Source organism: Ideonella dechloratans (assembly GCF_021049305.1).
GTDB classification, from domain to species: Bacteria; Pseudomonadota; Gammaproteobacteria; order Burkholderiales; family Burkholderiaceae_C; genus Ideonella; species Ideonella dechloratans.
In genome coordinates this window covers 666,910-689,246 of sequence record NZ_CP088081.1, presented here as the reverse complement: position 1 = coordinate 689,246, position 22,337 = coordinate 666,910, and the positions used below count along the sequence as shown (strand labels likewise).

15 protein-coding genes are annotated in these 22,337 nt (G+C 69.8%); 7 read left to right on the top strand and 8 right to left on the bottom strand.

Going from position 1 to position 22,337, the window contains the following annotated elements; all coding sequences use genetic code 11:
- Nucleotides 1–64: 64 nt before the first annotated feature.
- The 3 genes from LRM40_RS03155 to LRM40_RS03145 form a co-directional block, all read right to left on the bottom strand.
- Nucleotides 65–1,855, bottom strand: a complete 1,791-nt coding sequence (locus LRM40_RS03155; RefSeq protein ID WP_151123841.1) for a methyl-accepting chemotaxis protein — start codon at nucleotides 1,853–1,855, stop codon at nucleotides 65–67.
- A 246-nt stretch (nucleotides 1,856–2,101) separates the two neighbouring features.
- The gene (locus LRM40_RS03150) at nucleotides 2,102–2,590 is read right to left on the bottom strand and encodes a cyanophycin metabolism-associated DUF1854 family protein (RefSeq protein WP_151123842.1); all 489 of its coding nucleotides are present in this window, start codon (nucleotides 2,588–2,590) and stop codon (nucleotides 2,102–2,104) included.
- A gap of 15 nt (nucleotides 2,591–2,605) precedes the next feature.
- Complete coding sequence (locus LRM40_RS03145) at nucleotides 2,606–4,915, bottom strand: cyanophycin metabolism-associated ABC transporter (RefSeq protein ID WP_151123843.1); 2,310 nt, start codon at nucleotides 4,913–4,915, stop codon at nucleotides 2,606–2,608.
- Between the two features lie 163 nt (nucleotides 4,916–5,078).
- On the opposite strand from LRM40_RS03145, the gene LRM40_RS03140 reads away from it, so the two are divergent.
- From LRM40_RS03140 to LRM40_RS03125, 4 genes are all read left to right on the top strand, one after another.
- Nucleotides 5,079–7,277 carry a cyanophycin synthetase gene (locus LRM40_RS03140; protein ID WP_151123844.1) on the top strand — a complete coding sequence of 733 codons (2,199 nt, stop codon included), beginning with the start codon at nucleotides 5,079–5,081 and terminating at the stop codon, nucleotides 7,275–7,277.
- A gap of 35 nt (nucleotides 7,278–7,312) precedes the next feature.
- Complete coding sequence (gene cphA / locus LRM40_RS03135) at nucleotides 7,313–9,883, top strand: cyanophycin synthetase (RefSeq protein ID WP_151123845.1); 2,571 nt, start codon at nucleotides 7,313–7,315, stop codon at nucleotides 9,881–9,883.
- Nucleotides 9,884–10,019: 136 nt separating this feature from the next.
- Nucleotides 10,020–11,825: a methyl-accepting chemotaxis protein gene (locus LRM40_RS03130; RefSeq protein ID WP_231067698.1), complete on the top strand. Its 1,806-nt coding sequence runs from the start codon at nucleotides 10,020–10,022 to the stop codon at nucleotides 11,823–11,825.
- A 29-nt stretch (nucleotides 11,826–11,854) separates the two neighbouring features.
- Nucleotides 11,855–12,082, top strand: coding sequence for a cysteine-rich CWC family protein (locus tag LRM40_RS03125; RefSeq protein ID WP_151123847.1), 228 nt, complete (start codon nucleotides 11,855–11,857; stop codon nucleotides 12,080–12,082).
- Nucleotides 12,083–12,113: 31 nt separating this feature from the next.
- Here LRM40_RS03125 and ahpF read toward each other — a convergent pair whose 3' ends face one another.
- The 5 genes from ahpF to LRM40_RS03100 all read right to left on the bottom strand — a co-directional run bounded on the left by ahpF (nucleotide 12,114) and on the right by LRM40_RS03100 (nucleotide 19,960).
- The gene (gene ahpF / locus LRM40_RS03120) at nucleotides 12,114–13,685 is read right to left on the bottom strand and encodes an alkyl hydroperoxide reductase subunit F (protein WP_151123848.1); all 1,572 of its coding nucleotides are present in this window, start codon (nucleotides 13,683–13,685) and stop codon (nucleotides 12,114–12,116) included.
- 195 nt (nucleotides 13,686–13,880) lie between these two features.
- Nucleotides 13,881–14,456: an alkyl hydroperoxide reductase subunit C gene (gene ahpC / locus LRM40_RS03115; protein ID WP_151123849.1), complete on the bottom strand. Its 576-nt coding sequence runs from the start codon at nucleotides 14,454–14,456 to the stop codon at nucleotides 13,881–13,883.
- 98 nt (nucleotides 14,457–14,554) lie between these two features.
- Nucleotides 14,555–16,306 carry a lipid A export permease/ATP-binding protein MsbA gene (gene msbA, locus LRM40_RS03110; protein ID WP_151123850.1) on the bottom strand — a complete coding sequence of 584 codons (1,752 nt, stop codon included), beginning with the start codon at nucleotides 16,304–16,306 and terminating at the stop codon, nucleotides 14,555–14,557.
- Nucleotides 16,303–16,995: a protein-tyrosine phosphatase family protein gene (locus LRM40_RS03105; RefSeq protein WP_151123851.1), complete on the bottom strand. Its 693-nt coding sequence runs from the start codon at nucleotides 16,993–16,995 to the stop codon at nucleotides 16,303–16,305. The genes msbA and LRM40_RS03105 overlap by 4 nt, the downstream gene beginning before the upstream one ends.
- Before the next feature lie 46 nt (nucleotides 16,996–17,041).
- A complete protein-coding gene (locus tag LRM40_RS03100; RefSeq protein ID WP_151123852.1) occupies nucleotides 17,042–19,960 on the bottom strand; it encodes an adenosylcobalamin-dependent ribonucleoside-diphosphate reductase in 2,919 nt (972 codons plus the stop codon).
- A 257-nt stretch (nucleotides 19,961–20,217) separates the two neighbouring features.
- Between LRM40_RS03100 and LRM40_RS03095 the strand changes: the two genes are divergently transcribed.
- The 3 genes from LRM40_RS03095 to LRM40_RS03085 are packed head-to-tail and all read left to right on the top strand — an operon-like array spanning nucleotide 20,218 to nucleotide 22,294.
- Nucleotides 20,218–20,604, top strand: coding sequence for a hypothetical protein (locus tag LRM40_RS03095; protein WP_211372978.1), 387 nt, complete (start codon nucleotides 20,218–20,220; stop codon nucleotides 20,602–20,604).
- Between the two features lie 56 nt (nucleotides 20,605–20,660).
- On the top strand, nucleotides 20,661–21,797 hold the full coding sequence (gene ydiK, locus LRM40_RS03090; RefSeq protein ID WP_151123854.1) for an AI-2E family transporter YdiK: 1,137 nt from the start codon (nucleotides 20,661–20,663) through the stop codon (nucleotides 21,795–21,797).
- The gene (locus LRM40_RS03085) at nucleotides 21,794–22,294 is read left to right on the top strand and encodes a DUF3016 domain-containing protein (RefSeq protein WP_151123855.1); all 501 of its coding nucleotides are present in this window, start codon (nucleotides 21,794–21,796) and stop codon (nucleotides 22,292–22,294) included. Before ydiK ends, LRM40_RS03085 begins: the two co-directional genes overlap by 4 nt.
- Nucleotides 22,295–22,337 lie beyond the last annotated feature (43 nt).

Here is a 22,337-nt window from a genome sequence, read left to right as displayed (position 1 = left end):
CAGGCCCACGGGGGCGGGACCTGGGAGCACGGGACCGTCTGGCCCCGCCTGCCCGCTCAGAGTGTCAGAACGAGGTCCAGTCGCCGTCCTCGGCTGCGGCCGAGGCCATGACCGGGGCTTCGACCGGGCGGACCGGCGTCGCCGCGGGCGCGACCGGCTTGACCACCGGTTTGACGGCCGCCCGGACCCCCGGCTTGGCGGCGCTGGCCACCGGCTTCTGGGGGCTCGGCGCCGCGAACTGATGCGGCTTGGCCGGGGCCACCGGGGCGGCGGCGGCCGGACGCGGCGCGGCCTCGTGGCCCAGGCGGAAGCGGCTGACCACCTCGGACAGACGGTGGGCCTGCTCGCGCAGGCTCTCGGCCGCCGCGGCCGACTCTTCCACCAGCGCGGCGTTCTGCTGCGTCATCTGGTCGAGGTTGGTGACGGCCAGGTTGACCTCGCCGATGCCCTGGCTCTGCTCGGCCGCCGCCGCGGTGATCTCGCCCACCACGTCGGTCACCCGGCGCACGGAGGAGACGATCTCGCCCATGGTGCTGCCGGCCTGGCCCACCAGGCGCGCACCGGTTTCCACCTTCTCGACGCTGGCGCCGATCAGGGTCTTGATCTCCTTGGCGGCCTCTGCGCTGCGCTGGGCCAGGCTGCGCACCTCGCCGGCCACGACGGCAAAGCCGCGGCCCTGCTCGCCGGCCCGCGCGGCCTCCACCGCCGCGTTCAGGGCCAGGATGTTGGTCTGGAAGGCGATGCCGTCGATGACGCCGATGATGTCGGCGATCTTCTGGCTGGCGTGGTTGATGTCGTTCATGGTGTGCACGACATCGTTGACCACCCGGCCGCCCTCTTCCGCCACGCCGGCAGCGGACGACGCCAGCTGATTGGCGGTGCGGGCCGCATCGGCGCTCTGGCGCACGGTGCCGGTCAGCTGCTCCATCGAACTGGCCGTCTCCTGCAGGTTGGACGCGGTCTGCTCGGTGCGGGCGCTCAGGTCGGCGTTGCCGGTGGCGATCTCGCGGGAGGCCACCGAGATGCTCTCGACCGACTGGTGCACCTGGGTCACCGTGTCGCGCAGCGAAGCCACCATGGTGTGCAGCGCTCCGATCAGGCTGCCCTTGTCGGCCGGCGGCAGGGCCACCGCCAGATTGCCCTGGGCCACCTCGTCCATGGCGCGCTGGGCATCGGCCGGGTCGCCGCCGATCTGGTTCAGCACGCTGCGGCCCACGCCGTAGGCCACCGCGCCCACCACCGCCAGCAGCACCAGCAGCAGCGCTCCGGCCTGCAGGGCGGCCGAACGCACCTGGGCGGCCAGATCATCCATGTACAGGCCGGAGCCGACCAGCCAGTTCCAGCCCTCGATCTTGGACACGTACTGCAGCTTGTCGACCGCCACGGTCTGGCCGGGACGGGGGAACATGGCCAGCACGAAGGCAGTGCCGTCCTTGCTGTCCTTGACCCCTTGGACCAATCGGCCAATCAGATCGCCCCCTGCGCCATCGGGGATCTTGCCGAGCATGGACTGCCCTGCCCACTCCGGCTTGAAGGGATGCATCACCGAGCGACCCTCCAGATCCCAGATGTAGACATAGTCCTTGCCACTGTCGCCGTAGCGGATCGAGCGCAGCGCATCCTTGGCGGCCTCCTGGGCATCGGCCTCGCTCATCTTGCCGGCCTGGGCCTTGGCGCGGAAACCATCGATCTGCGACTGGGCCGCGCGCACCACCGCCACCAGTTCGGCGCGACGGCCGTCCTCGATGTAGCGCGAAACCAGGTTGAGGGCCAGCACGGCCATCAGCACCATGGCCAGCACCGCGGTGCCGCCCAAGGCGAGGATCTTCTTCTTGAATGTCAGGGATCGGAACATGACTGCTTCCTTTTTCTGGATGTCCTGGCACAGACACCGGGACCGAGGCACACACCCAGATACCCAAGCGGGTACAGGCATGACGACAGAGCAACGCACTCAGTGTGCTGTGTGACATCGGCACGCCAAGGAGAAAAGAAAGGAGCAGAAAGCCCTCACTTTTCTTGGCACCAGACATTTGTCAAGCAAAAGCAGCCCCTGCCGACGAGATTGTCGGCAGCGAATGACAGGGAAAACCCCGTGCCGTTACAGGAACCGTTCCAGCAGGCGCTTGGAATGGCGGTCCAGGGCGTTGAGATCGGGCACCAGGAAGACGATGCCGTGGGCGCTGGTGATCAGCAGACGGCCGCGCTGAGGCAGGCGGCGGATGTCCTCCTCCACCTTGAGCACCAGGGTGGCGGGCCCCCGGTCGGTGTCCACCGTCCAGGTGCTGGGGGTGGAGAAGGTGGAGACGCTGCGCAGGCGCTGGACCACCGGCATGAACTCACGGCCGGCCAGTTCCTCCTCCAGCAGCGCCCGCTGGGCCTGCGGCACCTGGGACAGGCGGGGCAGCCAGGCCAGTTCCTGCCCGGTGGTGGCCACCAGGGAAACGCCCTCGTCGGGCGCCGACAGCGGGAAGGCCCGCACCGGGGTGATGCCCTCGTGGGCCACGCCGTCGGCACCGGTGTAGACCAGCCGGCCCAGGGCGTTGCGCTGCAGTTGAAACTCGGGGATCTCGGAAGGGTTCAGGGTCATCGCGTCTTTCCCCGCTCAGAGGGTCGCGCCATGGGCAGCAGGCTGGGGCAGATGGCTGGCCAGCAGGGCCGCGTCGTGGTCCGACTCGTCCTCGTCGGCTTCGGCCCGGCGGGCCTGGGCCTCGTACAGGCGCCAGTAGTGGCCCTGGCGGGCCATCAGTTCGTCGTGCGGGCCCACCTCCACCACCTCGCCGCGGTCCATCACCACCAGGCGGTCGGCCTTGCGCAGGGTGGACAGGCGGTGGGCGATGGCGATCGTCGTGCGGCCCTGCACCAGGTTGTCCAGGGCCTTCTGGATCTCCTTCTCGGTCTCGGTGTCCACCGCCGAGGTGGCTTCGTCGAGGATGAGCAGGCGCGGGTCGATCAGCAGGGCGCGGGCGATGGAAATGCGTTGACGCTCGCCGCCGGACAGGCCCTGACCGCGCTCGCCCACCACCGAGTCGTAGCCCTGCGGCAGGCGCAGGATGAAGTCGTGGGCGTGAGCGGCGCGGGCCGCGGCGATGATCTCGTCGCGGGTGGCGTCGGGCTTGCCGTAGGCGATGTTCTCGGCCACGGTGCCGAAGAAGAGGAAGGGCTCCTGCAGCACCAGGCCGATGTGGCGGCGGTAGTCGGCCACCTTGAAGCGCCGGATGTCGATGCCGTCGACCAGGATCGCACCTTCGGTGACGTCGTAGAAGCGGCAGATCAGGTTGACCAGGGTGCTCTTGCCCGAGCCGCTGTGGCCCACCAGGCCGATCATCTCGCCCGGGCGGATGGTCAGGTCCAGCCCGCGCAGGACCGAGCGGGTGCCGTAGCGGAAGCCGATGGACTGCATCGTCACCCCGCCGCGCAGGCCCTCGGCCGACACCGGCTGGGTGGGCTCGGGCACGTTGGAGACGTGGTCCAGGATGTCGAAGATGCGCTTGGCGCCGGCCGCGGCCTTCTGGGTCACGCTGACGATGCGGCTCATCGAATCCAGCCGGCCGTAGAAGCGGCCGATGTAGGCCAGGAAGGCCGAGAGCACACCCACCGTGATCTGGCCCTGGCTGACCTGCCAGATGCCGAAGGCCCAGACCACCAGCAGCCCGATGTCGGTCAGCAGGGACACGGTGGGGGTGAACAGGCTCCAGGTCTTGTTGAGCTTGTCGTTGACGACCAGGTTGGCCTGGTTGGCCTCGCGAAAGCGCGTGGCCTCGCGCTTTTCCTGGGCGAAGGCCTTGACCACCCGGATACCCGGAATGGTGTCGGCCAGCACGTTGGTGACCTCGCCCCAGACGCGGTCGATCTTCTCGAAGCCGGTGCGCAGGCGGTCGCGCACGGTGTGGATCATCCAGGCGATGAAGGGCAGCGGCACCAGCGTGACCAGGGCCAGCCAGGGATTGATCGAGAACAGGATCACCGAGGTCATGCCGATCATCAGCACGTCGGTGATGAAGTCCAGCGCGTGCAGCGACAGGAAGACGGAGATGCGGTCGGTCTCCGAGCCGATGCGGGCCATCAGGTCCCCGGTGCGCTTGGCGCCGAAGTAGTCCAGCGACAGGCCCAGCAGGTGCTCGAAGGCGGTGGTGCGCAGGTCCGCGGCGATGCGCTCGGACACCAGCGCCAGCAGGTAGGTCTTGGCCCAGCCCAGGCCCCAGGCCAGCAGCGCCGCCCCCAGCAGGCCCGACAGCAGCAGCAGCACATAGTGCGGCTCGATCTGCTGCCCGTTCTGGAAGGGGATCAGCACCTCGTCCATCAGCGGGATGGTCAGGTAGGGCGGCACCAGCGTCGCCCCGGTGGAGGCCAGCATCAGCAGGAAACCCGCCAGCAGCGTGCCCTGGTAGGGCCGGGCGAAGCGCCACAGCCGCAGCAGCACCCAGGTCGAGGGCGGTGTGTTGAGCTCGCGGGTGCAGATCGGGCACTCGTCGCTGTCGGGCGGCAGGGGCGCGTGGCAGGACGGGCAGCGGGTCGGGTCCTCGCCCTCGGCGGCCTGGCCGGTCACCAGGGCCTCCATCACCTGCTCGAAGCGGCGGGCGAAGCGGATGGCCTGCACATTGACCGCCAGGGTGAAGTGCCACTGCGCCAGCCGGGCGGTGGGCGAGACCAGCTCCAGCGTCCCCACCCCGGCATGGTCCCGGTGGCGCAGCTGCAGACCGGGCGCCAGGGGATGGGCCGTCCATTCGGCGGCGCCATGGGCCCGCGCCCACAGCCGTCGGTCCGTCAGCCGCAGCTCGCCACTGCCGAAGCGCTGGTCCTCGGTGAGGTCAACCGTGAGAGTGGCCAGGACGTTTTCCCCTGGGTTCAGCATGGGCATGGCCAGCGCCGGCGTTCCGGCGGGCTGCTCTTGTTCTGGATGGGCGTGGTGCATGGTGTGAACCGATTTTCGGCGATTCCGCCACGCCCCCCAAGCCCAACCGCTCCGCTTCCCGCCCCTCGCCACGCTGCAAACGCGCCACCCGGCGCACAATTGTCATCTGGCAGCCACAGTCTGCCGATTTCCCTTCCGTCCGTTCCCTCCGTCCTCCCACCCCATGAGCGACAAGAAAAAGGCCATCGAGCTGTTGCGCACGACCTACCTGCGCGGCCCCAACATCTGGACGTACCGTCCCGCCATGGAGGTCTGGCTGGACCTCGGCGAGTTGGAAGATCACCCGTCCCATCTGCTGCCCGGCTTCAACGACCGCCTGCTCAAGCTGCTGCCGGCCCTGGAGGAGCACCACTGCGGCGTGGGCGAGCGGGGCGGCTTCATCCAGCGCCTGCGCGAGGGCACCTGGGCCGGGCACATCCTGGAACACTGCGTGATCGAGCTGCTCAACCGCGCGGGCATGCCCACCGGTTTCGGCCAGACGCGCTCGGTGTCCCAGCGCGGGGTCTACCGCATGGTCTTCCGCGCCCGTGACGAGCAGGTCGGCCGCACCGCGCTGAGCCAGGGCCACGCCCTGCTGATGGCGGCCATCAACGACGAGCCCTTCGACGTGGAAGCCGCCGTGGCCGCCGTGCGCGAGGCCATCGACGACTGCTACCTGGGCCCCTCCACCGCCTGCATCGTGGCGGCGGCCACCGAGCGCGGCATCCCGCACATCCGCCTGAACGACGGCAACCTGGTGCAGCTGGGCTACGGTGCCCGCCAGCGCCGCATCTGGACGGCCGAGACCGACCTGACCAGCGCGATCGCCGAGAACATCGCCTGCGACAAGGACCTCACCAAGATGCTGCTGCAGGCCTGCGGCGTGCCGGTGCCCGAGGGCCAGATCGTGGCCAGCGCCGCCGAGGCCTGGGAGGCCGCCCAGGACATCGGCCTGCCGGTGGTGGTCAAGCCCAGCGACGGCAACCATGGCCGGGGCGTGGCCCTGGACCTGCGCCAGCAGGCCGACATCGAGGCCGCCTTCACCCTGGCCGACAGCCATGGCAGCGAGGTGATCGTCGAGCGCTGCATCCCGGGCGACGAACACCGCCTGCTGGTGGTGGGCGGCCAGGTCGTGGCCGCGGCCCGCGGCGAGAGCGCCTGGATCACCGGTGACGGCAAGAGCACCGTGGTGCAGCTGATCGACAGCCAGATCAATTCCGACCCGCGCCGCGGCACCACCGAGGACCACCCCCTCAACCGCCTGAGCGTGGAGGAGGACGAGGTCATCCGCCTGGACCTGCAGCGCCAGGGCTTTGCGCCCGGCGACGTGCCGCCCGCCGGCCGGCGCCTGCTGGTGCAGCGCAACGGCAACGTGGCCATCGACTGCACCGACGAAGTCCACCCCGAGGTGGCCCATGTGGTCAGCCTGGCCGCCCGGGCCGTGGGCCTGGACATCGCCGGCGTGGACCTGGTCTGCGAGGACGTCGGCCGGCCGCTGGCCGAGCAGGGCGGCGCCATCGTCGAGGTCAATGCCGGCCCCGGCCTGCTGATGCACCTCAAGCCCGCCGAGGGCACGCCCCGTCCGGTGGGCCAGCAGATCGTCGCCCACCTCTTCCCCGAGGACGAGGACGATCCCCACCCCGGCCGCATCCCCATCGTCGGCGTGGCCGGCAGCGCCGACTGCACCTTCATCGCCCGGCTGGTGGCCCGTCTGGTGCACCTGAGCGGTCGGCCCACCGCCCTGGCCTGCGCCGACGGCCTGTTCCTGGGCCACCGCCGCACCGAGAAGGCCGGCAAGCAGTACTGGGACGCCTGCCACCGCCTGCTGATGAACCGCGAGGCCCAGGCCGCCGTGTTCGAGAACCCGGCAGCCCTGATCCTGGACAACGGCCTGCCCTACGACCGTTGCCAGGTCGGCCTGGTGACCGACCTGGGCGGCCACGAGGCCCTGGCCCACCACGACATCACCGAAGCCGACCAGCTCTACCGCGTGCTGCGCACCCAGATCGACGTGGTGCTCTCCGATGGCGTGGGCGTGCTCAACGGCAACGAAGAACGGGTGGCCGAAATGGCCAGCCTGTGCGACGGCGAGGTGCTGTTCTACGCCTGCGAGGGGGCCGACGGCCTGCCCGCCTGCGTGGCCGACCACCTGAGCCAGGGCGGCCGCGCCGCGGTGATGACCGGGCAGCGGGTCAGCCTGCGCAGCGGCAGCAGCGAGCAAGGGGCGATCGAGCTGGGTCAGATCCTGCATCGCCGGGGCCAAACGGCCGGACCGGCCCGTCTGCAGGCCCTGCTGGCGGCCGTGGCCACGGCCTGGGCCTTCGGCATCTCGCCCGAGCTGATCGCCGCCGGCATCGAAACCTTCGAGCAGCCGCTCGCCTGAGTCCCCTGCCCACCGACGTCGGACAAGACCCGAACATGGACATCTCCCGCATCCGCGCTCTCCGTGGCCCCAATCTGTGGAGCCGCCACACCGCCATCGAGGCCATCGTCACCTGCAGCGAGGCCGAGCATTCGCTGACCACGCTGCCGGATTTCGAGCCCCGCCTGCGCGCCCTCTTCCCGGCCCTGGGGCCGCTGCGCCGCCAGCCCGACCAGGCCTCGCTGGCCCATGTGCTGGAACTGGCCACCCTGGCGCTGCAGATCCAGGCCGGCTGCCCGGTGACCTTCTCCCGCACCACCGAGACGGTGGAGCGCGGCACCTTCCAGGTGGTCGTGCAGTACAGCGAGGAGGCGGTGGGCCGCAAGGCCCTGGCCGCGGCCGAGGCGCTGATCCAGGCCGCGCTGGCCAAGGGCAGCTTCGACGTGGCCGCCACCATCGACGAGCTGCGCGAACTGGACGAGGACCTCCGCCTGGGGCCCTCCACCGGCTGCATCGTGCACGCCGCGGTGGCCCGCGGCATCCCGTTCCGGCGCCTGACCAGCGGCTCGCTGGTGCAGCTGGGCTGGGGTGCCAAGGCCCGCCGCATCTGGGCCGCCGAGGTCGACTCCACCAGCGCGGTGAGCGAATCCATCGCCCAGGACAAGGACCTGTGCAAGACCCTGCTGAGCGCCGCCGGCGTGCCGGTGCCCACCGGGCGCCCGGTGGACAGCGTGGACGAAGCCTGGGAAGTGGCTCAGGAGATCGGCCTGCCGGTGGTGCTCAAGCCCCAGGACGGCAACCAGGGCAAGGGCGTGACGGTCAACGTGGCCTCGCGCGCGCACCTGGAGATCGCCTACCGCGCGGCCGAGGAGATCGGCCATGTGATGGTCGAGAAGTTCCTGCCCGGCAGCGACTTCCGCCTGCTGGTGGTGGGCCACAAGCTGGTGGCCGCCGCCCGGCGCGATCCGCCGCACGTCATCGGTGACGGCGTGCAGACGGTGCGCCAGCTGGTGGACGAGGTCAACGCCGACCCGCGCCGCGGCACCGGCCACGCCACCTCGCTGACCAAGATCCGCTTCGACGAGATCGCCGTGGCCCGGCTGGAGCTGCAGGGTCTGACCCCCGAATCGGTGCCCGAGAAGGGCCGGCGCGTGGTGCTGCGCAACAACGCCAACCTGTCCACCGGCGGCACCGCCACCGACGTGACCGACGAGGTCCACCCGGACGTGGCCGCCCGCGCGGTGGCCGCGGCCCAGATGATCGGCCTGGACATCTGCGGCGTGGACGTGGTGTGCGAGAGCGTGGGCCGCCCGCTGGAGGAACAAAGCGGCGGCATCGTCGAGGTCAACGCGGCCCCCGGCCTGCGCATGCACCTCTCGCCCTCCTTCGGCAAGGGCCGGCTGGTCGGCGAGGCCATCGTGGACCACCTCTTCCCCGCCGGCGAGGACGGCCGCATCCCGGTGGTGGCCGTGACCGGCACCAACGGCAAGACGACCACCGCCCGCCTGATCGCCCATCTGTTCGCGGCCAGCGGCCTGAAGGTGGGCATGACCAACACCGACGGCGTGCACGTGGACGGACGCCAGACCGACTCGGGCGACTGCTCGGGCCCGCGCAGCGCGCGCAATGTGCTGATGCACCCGGACGTGGAGGCCGCCGTGCTGGAGACCGCCCGCGGCGGCATCCTGCGCGAAGGCCTGGGCTTCGACCGCTGCCAGGTGGCGGTGGTGACCAACATCGGCGCCGGTGATCACCTGGGCCTGAACTACATCACCACCGTCGAGGACCTGACGGTGCTCAAGCGGGTCATCGTGCAGAACGTCGCCCCGCAGGGCTATGCGGTGCTCAACGCCACCGACCCGCACTGCGTGGTGATGGCGCCCACCTGCCCGGGCGGCGTCATCTACTTTGCGGCGGACCGCCACCACCCGGTGCTGGCCACCCACCGCGCCCAGGGCCAGCGCAGCGTCTTTGTGGACGAGGGCTGCATCGTCGCCGCCGAGGGCAACTGGCGCGAGACGGTGGCCCTGGCCGACATCCCGCTGACCCGCGGGGGCGCCATCGGTTTCCAGGTCGAGAATGCGATGGCCGCCGTGGCAGCTGCCTGGGGCGCCGGCCTGAGCTGGGACGCCATCCGCGCCGGCCTGGCCAGCTTCGTGGCCGATGCCGACAATGCCCCGGGCCGCTTCAACGTGATGGACTACCGCGGTGCCACCGTGATCGCCGACTACGGCCACAACCCGGACGCCATGCGCGCCCTGGTGCAGGCGGTGGAGGCCCTGCCGGGCCAGCGCCGTTCGGTGGTCATCTCCGGCGCCGGCGACCGTCGCGACGAGGACATCCGCGAGCAGACCCAGATCCTGGGTCAGGCCTTCGACGATGTGATCCTCTACCAGGACGCCTGCCAGCGCGGCCGGGCCGACGGCGAGGTGCTGGCCCTGCTGCGCCAGGGCCTGCAGGGTGCCCCGCGCACCAGCCATGTGGAAGAGATCCACGGCGAGTTCACCGCCATCGACACGGCGCTGGAGCGGCTTCAGCCGGGCGACCTCTGCCTGGTGCTGGTGGACCAGGTGGAAGAGGCCCTGGCCCACCTGGCACGCCGGGTGAGCGAAGCCGCCGGCACCTGACGCGCCGACCACAGCCAAGCGCAAGCCGCCTTGATCTGCCTCAGATGGAGGCAGATCGGGCGGCTTTTTCACGTTTCCCGGCCGACGGACGCGCCCAATACTGACAGGGGTTTCCTGAAGTATGGAGGAGTGCCTCGTGCCATCCCGTTTTCATTCCCTGCGCCTGCGCCTGGTGGCCGCCTGCGGCGCTCTGGTGCTGCTCAGCCTGCTGGTGCTGGCGGCCGTCAACCAGTGGACCGCGCGCCGCGCGGCCCTGCAGAACCTGACCGGGCAGACCCTGTCCCTGGGGCATGCCCATGCCGCAGCCATCGCCGAGTGGATGGCCCAGCACCGGGCGGTGGTCGAATCCATCGGCCCGGCCGCCCGGGACGCCGACCCGGTGCCGCGCCTGCAGCAGGCCGACAAGGCCGGGGGTTTCGACACCACCTACTTCGGCTATGCGGACAAACGCATCGTCTTTTCCAAGCCGCAGGACCTGCCCGCAGGCTATGACCCGACCGCCCGGCCCTGGTACACCAGCGCCGCCGCCGGTCAGGGCGTGGTCATCACCGAGCCCTACGTGGACGCCAGCACCAAGAAGCTGGTGATCACCTTCGCCCAGGCCCTGCGAGAGGGCGGCGCGGTGAGCGCGGTGGCGGCCGGCGACGTCTACATGGACGGTGTCTCGCGCAGCGTGGCCTCCATCCGACCGACGCCGCACAGCTTCGGCTTCATCGTGGCCAAGGACGGCAAGGTGATGGTGCACGAGGATGTCAGCAAGGTGCTGCAGCCCGCGGTGCAGCTCTCCCCCGCCCTGGCCGACGCCGGCGCCTCCGCCGACACCCTGACCGAAGCACGCATCGGCGACCGCGCCGTGCTGCTGGGCCGCCAGCCCATCGAGGGCACCGACTGGACCCTGGTGATCGCCCTGGACCGGGACGAGGCGCTGGCCGGCGTCAACGCCATGCTGTGGCAATCCCTGCTGGGCAGCCTGCTGCTGGCGGGTCTGGCGGTGGCCGTGGTGGGCGGGCTGATCGCCGCGCGGCTGCGCCGCCTGACCCTGCTGCGCGACGCGATGCGCGACGTGGCCTCGGGTGAGGGCGACCTGACCCGCCGCATCCCGGCCGACGGCCACGACGAGCTGGCCGACATCGCCGGCAGCTTCAACCGTTTCGTCGACAAGCTGCAGCACACGCTGCGCGACATCCGCGGCGCCAGCGAATCGGTGCGGGTGGCCAGCCAGGAGATCGCCAACGGCAACCACGACCTGTCCTCGCGCACCGAGAGCATGGCCTCCAGCCTGCAGCAGACGGCCAGCTCGATGGAGCAGATGACCGCCCAGGTGGGCTACTCGGCCGACACGGCCACCCAGGCCAACCAGTTGGCGGTGTCCGCCGCCGAGGCCGCCCAGCGCGGTGGCGACGTGGTGAGCCAGGTGGTGGACAGCATGAACGAGATCTCCGGGAGCTCGCGCCGCATGGCCGAGATCATCGGCGTGATCGACGGCATCGCTTTCCAGACCAACATCCTGGCCCTGAACGCCGCGGTGGAAGCCGCCCGTGCCGGGGAACAGGGCCGCGGCTTCGCGGTGGTGGCCAGCGAGGTGCGCCAGCTGGCCCAGCGCAGCGCCGCCGCCGCCAAGGAGATCAAGGGCCTGATCGACACCTCGACCGCCCACGTGGCCAGCGGCGCCGAGCGCGTGGGCCGCACCGGCGAGGTGATGCAGGAGATCGTGGGCAGCGTGCGCCGGGTGTCCGATCTGATCGGCGAGATCGCCTCGGCCGCCACCGAGCAGCGCGACGGCATCGGCCAGGTCAACCAGGCCGTCAGCCAGCTCGACCAGGTGACGCAGCAGAACGCCGCGCTGGTGGAGCAGAGCGCCGCCGCCGCCAGCAGCCTGAAGGAGCAGGCGCACCGCCTGGCGGAGGCGGTGGGCACCTTCCGCATCGGCGAGGGCCGCTGACGCCCCCGGGGCCTGTGCCACACTGGGCCATGGCCCCCAGCGACGACACCTCTTCATCCGCCGCCACCGACCGCTGCCCGCGGTGTGGCGGCGGTTTTCATTGCGGCAGCCAGGACGCCGAGCCCTGCGCCTGCTGTTCGCTGACGCTCAGCCCCGCGCTGCTGGCGGCCCTGCGCGAGCGCTACCCCAGCTGCCTGTGCCTGGCCTGCCTGAAAGCACTGGCGGCGGGGGCCCCGCTGGAGCCGCCCGCCGCCTGAAGCGAGGTCGATCCGAAGCTCAGGCCGCCCTTCAGGCCTGGGGCGCCGGGGTGCGGATCAGGTGGTCGAAGGCCGACAGCGCCGCCTTGGCGCCTTCACCGGTGGCGATGATGATCTGCTTGTAGGGCACGGTCGTCACGTCCCCCGCGCCATACACGCCCGGCACGCTGGTGTGGCACTTGGCGTCCACCACGATCTCGCCGAACTTGGACAGCTCCAGCGTGCCCTTGAGGAACTCGCTGTTGGGCACCAGGCCGATCTGCACGAACACGCCTTCCAGCGCCACCGTGTGCTCCTCGCCGGAGACGCGGTCCTTGTACTTCAGGCCATTGACCTTCTGGCCGTCGCCGGTGATCTCGGTGGTCTGGGCGCTCACGTGGATCTCGACGTTGGGCAGGCTCTTGAGCTTGTTGACCAACACCGCATCGGCCTTGAGTTGGTCGGCAAATTCGACCAGGGTGACATGGGCCACCACGCCGGCCAGGTCGATGGCCGCCTCGACGCCGGAGTTGCCGCCGCCGATCACCGCCACGCGCTTGCCCTTGAACAGCGGGCCGTCGCAGTGCGGGCAGTAGGCCACGCCCTTGGTCTTGTACGCCTGCTCGCCCGGCACGTTGACATTGCGCCAGCGCGCGCCGGTGGCCACGATGACGGTGCGGCTCTTCAACTCGGCGCCGTTGCTCAGCTTGACGGTGGCATAGCCCCCCGGCTGGGCGGCCGGCACCAGCTGGTCCACCTTCTGGTTGGCCATGATGTCCACGTCATAGACGCGCACATGGGCTTCCAGCGCGGCGGCGAACTTGGGGCCCTCGGTCTCGGGCACGGAAATGAAGTTCTCGATGCCCAGGGTGTCCAGGGTCTGGCCGCCGAAACGCTCGGCCACGATGCCGGTGCGGATGCCCTTGCGCGCCGCATAGATGGCCGCGGCCGCGCCGGCCGGGCCGGCGCCCACCACCAGCACGTCGAACGGGGCCTTGGTGGAGAGCTTGGCCGCGTCGCGGGCGGCGGCGCCGGTGTCGATCTTGGCCAGGATCTCGGGCAGTTCCATGCGGCCCGAGCTGAACATCTGGCCGTTGAGGTAGACCGCCGGCACGCCCATGATCTGGCGCTCCTCGATCTCCTGCTGGAACAGGCCGCCGTCGATCGCCACGTGGCGGATGCGCGGATTGAGCATGGCCATCAGGTTGAGGGCCTGCACCACGTCCGGGCAGTTGTGGCAGGTCAGGGACATGTAGGTCTCGAAGACAAAGTCGCCTTCGATGGCCTGGATCTGCTCGATCACGTCGGCCTCGACCTTGGGCGGATGGCCGCCGGCCCACAGCAGCGCCAGCAGCAGCGAGGTGAACTCGTGGCCCATGGGGATGGCGGCGAAGCGCATGCCCATGTCCGCTCCGGCGCGGGTGATCTGGAAGGAGGGACGGCGGGCGTCCTGGCCGTCGAAGCGGGCCGTGATCTTGGCCGGCGCGATGGCGGCGATCTCGCTCAGCAGGTCGCGCATCTCGGCCGAAGCCGGGCGGTCATCGAGGCTGGCGATCAGCTCGATGGGCTGGGTGATGCGCTCGAAGTAGGCCTGGAGCTGGGTCTTGATGCTGTCGTCCAACATGGCGGTGTCCTTTCTTGGCGGTGTTCAGGCGTGGTCGTTCCGACCCCGTTGAAAGCACCCGCAGGACGTGGCCAGGGACGCTTTCAACAGGGCCTGAGGGGCCCCTGCGAGGGCGGCGTGCCCTCGCGGTGGTGACGGTAGGGGGCAGGCGATGCGCCTGCCTTGCCCTGGGTCATGGGAAAAAAGGGAGAAGGATCAGATCTTGCCGACCAGATCGATCGAGGGTGCCAGGGTCTTGGCGCCTTCGTTCCACTTGGCGGGGCACACCTCGCCCGGGTGGGCGGCGGTGTACTGGGCGGCCTTCAGCTTGCGCACGGTTTCCTTGACATCGCGGGCGATCTCGTTGGAGTGCACTTCCATGGTCTTGATGATGCCGTCCGGGTTGACGATGAAGGTGCCACGCAGGGCCAGGCCTTCTTCCGGGATGTGCACGCCGAAGGCGTTGGTCAGCTGGTGGGTGGGGTCACCGACCAGGGGGAACTTGGCCTTGCCGACGGCGGCGGAGGTCTCGTGCCACACCTTGTGCGAGAAGTGGGTGTCGGTGGTCACGATGTAGACCTCGGCACCGGCCTTCTGGAACTCGGCGTAGTTGTCGGCCGCGTCTTCGATCTCGGTCGGGCAGTTGAAGGTGAAGGCCGCCGGCATGAAGATCAGGACGGACCACTTGCCCTTCAGGGACTCGTCGGAAACTTCGATGAATTCGCCCTTGCCGCCACGGTTGACGAAAGCGGTGGTCTTGAACGGTTGGACCTGGGTGTTGATCAGGGACATGCGTCGCTCCTCTGTAGGGTTGTTGAGGTGAAAACGGTACAGGAGGAATGTTAGGCCGCCGTGATCATTTCGTGGATTGATTGATCGAATGTGACCAATTAGTCCTGGCTATCACCCCCCTGGGCCTGCGACTGGTGCAGGCGGGCATACAGCCCGCCACGGGCCAGCAATTCGGCGTGACGCCCCTGCTCCACCACCCGGCCCTGGTCCATCGCGACGATCCAGTCGGCCGACTCGATGGTGGACAGGCGGTGGGCGATGACCAGGGTGGTGCGGTGCCGCGCCAGCGTGTTCAGCGCCTCCTGGACCTGGCGCTCGCTCTCGTTGTCCAGGGCCGAGGTGGCCTCGTCCAGGATCAGCACCGGCGCGTCCTTCAGGAAGGCCCGGGCGATGGCGATGCGCTGGCGCTGGCCACCGCTGAGGTTCAGGCCGTTGTGGCCGCAGGGCGCGTCCAGCTGCTGGGGCAAACGTTCGATGAACTCCCAGGCGTGGGCGGCGCGGGCGGCCTCGACGATCTGTTCACGCGGCAGGTCCGGCCGGCCATAGGCCATGTTGGCCGCCACGCTGTCATCGAACAGCACGACCTGCTGCCCCACCCAGGCCAGCTGCTCGCGCCAGCTGCGCAACTCCAGCCCCGCGATGTCGTGCGGGCCGTAATGGATGGCGCCCTGCTGCGGGCTGTAGAAGCGCGCCAGCAACTGGGCCACCGTGGTCTTGCCGCTGCCCGAGCTGCCAACCAGGGCCACCGTCTGCCCCGGCGGCAGGGTCAGGCAGAAATCCTGCAGCGCGGGCCGCTCCTGCCCCGGGTAGGAGAAGGTGACGTGGTCGAAGACGATGGGCTGCAGCGGCGTGGCGGCCGGCAGCGGCGTGCCCTGCCCTTCGGGTTCCAGCGGCTGGTCCAGCAGGTCAAACAGGCCGCGCGCCGAGGCCAGGCCGCTCTGGATGGTGCCGTTGATGTTGGTGAGGCGGCGGATGGGCTCGAACAGCAGCGACATGGCCGTGACGAAACCGAAGAACTCGCCCGGGGTGAGCAGGTTGCGCGCCGACAGCGTCATGACGACGAAGATGACGCCCGAGACCGCCAGCGCGGCCAGCACCTGCACCAGCGGCACATTGGCCGACTGCACCCGCACCGCGCGCATGCTGGCGCGCCGCAGGTCTTCGCTGAGCTGGTTGAAGCGACCGGACTCGTAGTCGCGGGCGCCGAAGATCTTGAGTTCCTTCACGCCGCTGAGGCCCGCCTCGAGCTGGCCGGCCAACTGCCCGGCCAGGGTGCGCATGGCCTCGTTGGACACCCGCAGCTTGCGGCTGGCCACGCGGATCAGGATGGCCACCACCGGTGCCACCAGCAGGATCAGCAGCGTCAGATGCCAAGCCAGCAGAAAGAGCTTGACCGTCAGGCCGATGATGATCAGCGTGTCGCGGATGACGATGATCCAGGCCGAGGACAGGGCCTGGCTGAGCAGCGGAATGTCGTTGAGGATGCTGCTGAGCATGCGCCCGTGCGAGCGGGACTGGTGCTCGGCCAGCGGCAGCCCCGTCTGATGGCGGAAGACCTCCTGGCGCAGGTCCGACATGGCGTGCTGGGCCACCGCCTGGCTGGCCACGTTGGCCACATAGTCCACCAGGCCCTTGGCCGCGAAGGTCAGCGCCAGCAGCAGCGGCAGGCGCCAGCCGGCCTGCGGGTCCTTGCCGATCAGGCCCTTGTCCACCAGGTGCTGCAGCAGCGTGGGCACCAGGGGCTCCAAGGCCGCGGCCGCCGCCATGGCCAGCAGGGCCAGCGCCGCGGTGCGCCAGTAGGGCCGGGTGTAGCCCAGCAGGCGTCGGTAGACCTGGACGGAGTCGCTCATTCTCGGCGCAGCACCTTGTCGACAAACCAGGTGCCCAGCTTGGACTTGCGGCGCTGGTCGTACTCGGCCTGCAGAGCCTCGGGGTTGTAGGCGTTCTGCACCCAGTCCAGGAAGGCGATCGGCCGGGCGCGGTGCGCCGCCAGGTAGGCCTCGAAGAAGTAATCCAGCCGCCCCGTGTTGCCGAACTGGAAATGGCCATAGCGCCAGCTCAGTTCAGTGATCTTCTCGATCGGCTCACCCATGTGGAAGTGGCGGTACAGCGCCGATGCCAGGCCAGCCCGGTCCGCCCCGGACTTGCAGTGCAGCATGGCCGGGTACTCGATGGTCTGGAAGGCGTCGCGCAGGGCCAGCACCTCGTCCACCCGGGGCATGCGCCGCGAGCCCAGCGAGAAGCTGATCAGCTTCAGGCCCAGACGGCGGCAGGCGTCCGCCTCCAGCGCATAGGCGCCCTGACCGAGGTTCTCGCCGCGCAGGTTGAGCACGGTGCGGATGCCCAGGGTCTTGCGGTAGCGCCGCAGCTGCGAAGGACTGGGCTGGCTGAGCCGGTACATGCCCCCGCCCAGGTGGTGCAGGTTGTTGTACAGGGCCCGGAACGCACCGTGGTCCACCAGGTACATGTCAAGGCGGGCGATGAGCCGGCCCAGGCGTGTCTTGAGGTTGTGGTGCATGGGTGAGGGAGGGCGCGGCATGCCCTCCCGTCGACGGAAAAGGTCGGATTTTATCCGGCCCGCCCCGTCAGCCGCATTGCCCCACGTAGCCGCAGGCCGTGCAGAAGTCGCAGCCGTCCTTGTGGATCAGGGTGCTGTTGCCGCACTCCGGGCAGGGCTTTCCGGCCATGGGGGTGACCGTGTCGGCCGCATGGGCCTTGGCCGCGGGCGCCTGCAGGATGCCCATCTCGCGCAGCGGGAAGCCCTGGTCGTCCAGCACGCCCAGCATGGCGTAGCGGTGGATGATCAGCCGGGCCACGTAGGCCACGGTGCTGGGCCAGACCTGCTGGCGCTTCTCGCCCGGCACCGGGGCCATGAAGTGGCCCAGGGGCTCGCCGACGTTGAGCAGCTTGCGCAGCTTCATGCCGATCCAGGCCGGGTCGATCACCCGCATGTCCAGCGAGAGCAGGCGGGCCAGACCGTCCAGCGCCTTGGGATAGTTGCCCGAGAAGCCGACCGCACAGGGGCGCGTGACGTAGCCCGAGGCGGACTCGGTGCTGGCCAGGGCCACTTCCTTGAGCGTCAGCGTGAAGGCTTCGCCGGTGGCGGGGTTGTCCACGTCCACCGCCCAGGCCAGGGTGCCGGCGGTGGTGGTGCGGGGTTCCTCGCGGCTGAACATGGCGTCCAGCACCGGGGTCGGGCCACCCTCTTCCAGCGCGCCCAACTGCTCGCAGCGCCAGCGGATGACCGCCGCGGTGGCGGCCACCACGCCGGGGAACAGGCGCTTCTCGCCCGAGGGCGGAAAGGCCATCTCGAAGGCGCGTTCCTCGGCCACGGTGGCCAGGGCGTCCAGCTTGAGCTTGAGCCAGGCCGGGTCGTTGACCCGCATGTCCATCGACAGGGTCTTGGCCAGCGCGCCCAGACCGCGCGGCTGCTCGGCGCCGTTGACCCAGACCTCGAAAGGCAGGTTCTTGCCGAACAGGCCGCCGTCCGGCCCCTCGGCCGGGGTCTCACCCACGAACAGCGCGAAGTCGCCGTGCGGGTGCTGGATCATGTAGCTCCAGGCCGGATTGCCGCCACGCATCTCGGGACGACTCGGCCAGCGCATCGAGGTGAGCACCGGCTTGGGCAGCTTCTCCAGCTTCAGGCGCTGGTTGGCACCGTCGGTGGTCAGCGGCGCGGGCTGGGTGGCCGCGGTGGCGGTGGGCTCCACGCTCAGCACCGAACCCAGCACGGCATTGGGCCGGTAGGTGGCCAGGCCCTTGAGGCCGCTCTGCCAGGCCATCAGGTACAGATCCTGGAAGTCGGCATAGGGGTAGTCGGCCGGCACGTTGACCGTCTTGGAGATCGAGGTGTCGATGCAGGGCGCCACCGCGGCCACCATCAGGGCGTGGGCCTCGGCGCTCATCTCCAGCGCGGTGACGAAAGCGTCGGTCAGCGGGGCCTCGACGCCCTTGAGGTGGCGGTACAGGCGCCAGGCGTGGTCCTCCACCGCGTATTCCTTGAAGCTGCCGTCGGGCATGCGCTTCTTGCGGGTGTAGGTCCAGCTGAAGGCCGGCTCGATGCCGTTGGAGGCGTTGTCGGCAAAGGCCAGGCTGATGGTGCCGGTCGGCGCGATGGACAGCAGGTGCGAATTGCGCAGGCCGTGGGTGCGGATGCGGTCCTTGACCGCCTGCGGCAGGCGCGAGGCGAAGGTGCCGCGCGACAGGTACATGTCGGCGTTGAACAGCGGGAAGGCGCCGCGCTCGGCCGCCAGGTCCACGCTGGCGTTGTAGGCGCCATCGCGCATCACCTCGGAGATGCGGCGGGCCATGTCGCGCGCCTCGGGCGTGTCGTAGCGCAGGCCCAGCATCACCAGGGCGTCACCCAGGCCGGTGAAGCCCAGGCCGACGCGGCGCTTGTTGGCCGCCTCCTGGCGCTGGCGCTCCAGCGGCCAGACGGTCACGTCCAGCACGTTGTCCAGCATGCGGGTGGCCACCTTGACCACCTCGACGAAGGCGGCGTCGTCGAAGCTGGCGTCCGCCTCGAAGGGCTGACGCACGAAATGCGTCAGGTCGATCGAGCCCAGGCAGCAGCAGCCATAGGGGGGCAGCGGCTGCTCGGCGCAGGGATTGGTGGCCGAGATGGTCTCGCAGTAGCTGAGGTTGTTGTCCTGGTTGATGCGGTCCAGGAACAGCACGCCCGGCTCGGCATGGTCGTAGGTGGACCGCATGATCTGGTCCCACAGCGCCGTGGCCGGCAGCTTGCGGTAGACCCACAGACCGTCGCCGCGCTGGTAGGCCCCGGCCTTCTTCTGCTTGTCACCCGGCTCGGCGCGGTGCACCAGCTCCACGTCGGCGCCGGCCTGCACCGCCTTCATGAACTCGTCGGTGACGCCCACCGAGATGTTGAAGTTGCGCAGATCGCCCTGGTCCTTGGCGTGGATGAATTCCTCGATGTCCGGGTGGTCGCAGCGCAGCACGCCCATCTGGGCTCCGCGGCGGGCCCCGGCGGATTCGACCGTCTCGCAGGAGCGGTCGAAGACCCGCATGTAGCTCACGGGGCCGGAGGCGCTGGACTGGGTGGAGCCCACCCAGGCGCCCTTGGGCCGGATGCGGGAGAAGTCGTAGCCCACGCCACCGCCCCGGCGCATGGTCTCGGCCGCCTCGGTCAGCGCCGTGTAGATGCCCGGAAAGCCCTCTTCATCCGAGGCGATGGAGTCGCCCACCGGCTGGACGAAACAGTTGATCAGGGTGGCCGTCAGGTCCGTGCCGGCGGCGGAGTTGATGCGGCCGGCCGGCACGAAGCCGCGGCGCTGGGCCTCCACGAAGCGGGCCTCCCAATGGGCCCGCTGCTCGGCCGGCTCATGGGCCGCCAGCGCGCGAGCGATGCGAGCACGCACTTCCTCCAGAGACCGCTCTTCGCCTTTGGCGTACTTCTCGATCAGCACCTCTTCGCTGATCGGCTGGGCGGGCAGGGCATCCAGCAGGGAAGCCTGACGGGGGGCGGCGTTGCGGGTCTTGCTCATGGGCGTGGCGTCTCGGACTGTTCAAAAAACCAGCCGGGGATGATGCGCCAATCGGGCCTCGCCGGCCAGTCTTGACATTCCGATCCGGCTGTCCGGAGCACCAGAAGTTGGCCCAGCGCAAAGAGTTGCGCGATCACATCAACCCTTGTCACGATGCTTGCAAGACCTCGCGTGGCGAGGGGTCTAGAACTTGACCTTCATCAAGTTACACGGAAAGCGACTGGTCAAGCGGGTCATCCGGCCCCACACTCTCGGACATGGCGTCCATGATCCCCATCAAGTCAGACCTTCCGAGCGAGGCGTCCGCAGGTTGCGGCGCCTGCTTCCACAGCAGCATGGGCCCGGTGTGCCATGCCGCCTGTGAGCAGCCGCCCGAGGCCGGGCCGGCCCTCAGCGGCCCGCCCGACACGGTGCAGCGGGTGCTGAGCGCACTGGACCGCGCGCTGGGATCACTGCAGGCCACGTCCGCAGCCGATGCGCCCGCTCCCTCCCTGGTGCGGGCCCTGCATCTGGCCGACGGGGAAGCCGAGTTGACGCTGGCGGTGGCACCGCGCTGCGGCGGCGCCCTGCTGGCCGATGCCGCCTTCGACACCCTGCGGCGCCTGCTGCCGGACACCGACATCTACGTGCGCCACGCCGGCTGAAGGCACGGGCGGGCCGGCTGCCCGATACTGCGGGCTTCTCGGCTTGCCTGTCACGCATGACCTCTCACCGCCCGCCGGATCTGATCCGTCAACTGCTGTCGGTGCTCACCCTGCTGGTCCTGATCGGAAGCAGCCTGTGGGTGATGCAGCCCTTCGTGGCACCGCTGATCTGGGCGGCCATGATCACGGTGGCCACCTGGCCCTCCCTGCTGTGGCTGCAGCGCCATCTGGGTGGTCGGCGCAGCCTGGCCACGCTGGCCATGCTGCTGCTGCTGCTGCTGGTGCTGTTCGTGCCGCTCACCCTGGCCATCGTGACCCTGGTGGGCCATGGCGACAGCGCACTGGAATGGCTGCGCAGCCTGGACCCGGCCCAACTGGCCACGCCGCCGGCGTGGGTGGCGCAGATCCCGATGGTCGGCGCCCGGCTGACCCAGCTCTGGGCCGACAGCTTCGCGGGCGGGGGGGCCGCCCTGCTGGCCAAGCTCAGCCCCTTTGCCGGCACCCTGGCCAAGACGGCGCTGCGCCAGGTCGGCGCGCTGGGCGCGGTGGGGCTGCAGTTCCTGCTGACGGTGGCGATCTGCGGCGTGCTCTACCTGCAAGGCGAGTTCGCCGGCCGAGGCGTGGTCCACTTCGCGCACCGCCTCGCCGGCGAGCGGGGGGTCCGCATGGTCCATCTGGCGGCCAATGCAGCCCGGGGCGTGGCCCTGGGGGTGGTGATCACCGCCGTGGCCCAGGCCCTGCTGGGCGGGCTGGGGGTGGCCGTGGCCGGCGTGCCCGGTGCGATGGTGTTGACGACGGTGATGTTCCTGCTGACCATCGCCCAGATCGGCCCGTTGCCGGTGCTGCTGAGCTGCTGCGGCTGGCTGCTGTGGTCCGACCAGACAGGGGCGGCCATCGGTCTGCTGCTGTGGTCGGGCGTGGTGGGGACCATCGACAACCTGCTGCGCCCCTGGCTGATCAAGAAGGGAGCCGACCTGCCGCTGCTGCTGATCTTCGCCGGTGTGATCGGCGGCTTGGTGGCCTTCGGCCTGCTGGGCATCTTCATCGGCCCGGTGGTGCTGGCCGTCACCTACACCCTGATGGGCTCCTGGATGGACGAGGAGCCGATGCCCGAGGCTGTCAGCCCCACCGAGGCTGGCGCGTTGAACCTGGGGGACGCCCCGCGTCCACCCGCTTCAGGAGACTCCCCATGATGCGTTCCCTGTCCTGGTGCCGCGTTCCGCTGTGGGCCGCCCCCCTGCTCTGCGCCCTGACCAGTGCCCATGCCGGCACGGTGACGGTGGAGTTCCTGCACCCAGAAACCTACACCGACATCCACGTCGAGGGGGACGCCAAGGTGCAGATCCTCCAGCCGCTGGCCCGTTCCCTGGAGCAGCTGGGACCACGCCTGCCAGACGGTCAGACGCTGGCCATCCAGATCACCGACATCGACCTGGCCGGCGACTGGCGCCCGGCCTATTCCCGCGCCTTCGACATCCGGGAAATGACACCGGCCACCTGGCCGCGCATCAAGCTGCGCTATCAGCTGAAGGATCCCGCGGGTCAGGATATGCGCAGTGGCGAGGCGGAACTCAAGGACATGGCCTACCAGGGCGGCATGGGCACCCTGGTGGACAGCACGCCCCTGCGCTACGAGAAGAAGATGCTGCGCGACTGGGTCACCCAGAGCTTCGTCCATCCCCAGCCCTGAAGGGGGCGGCTGCCCGGAAGCGGGGGCAAACCGGGTAGAGTGG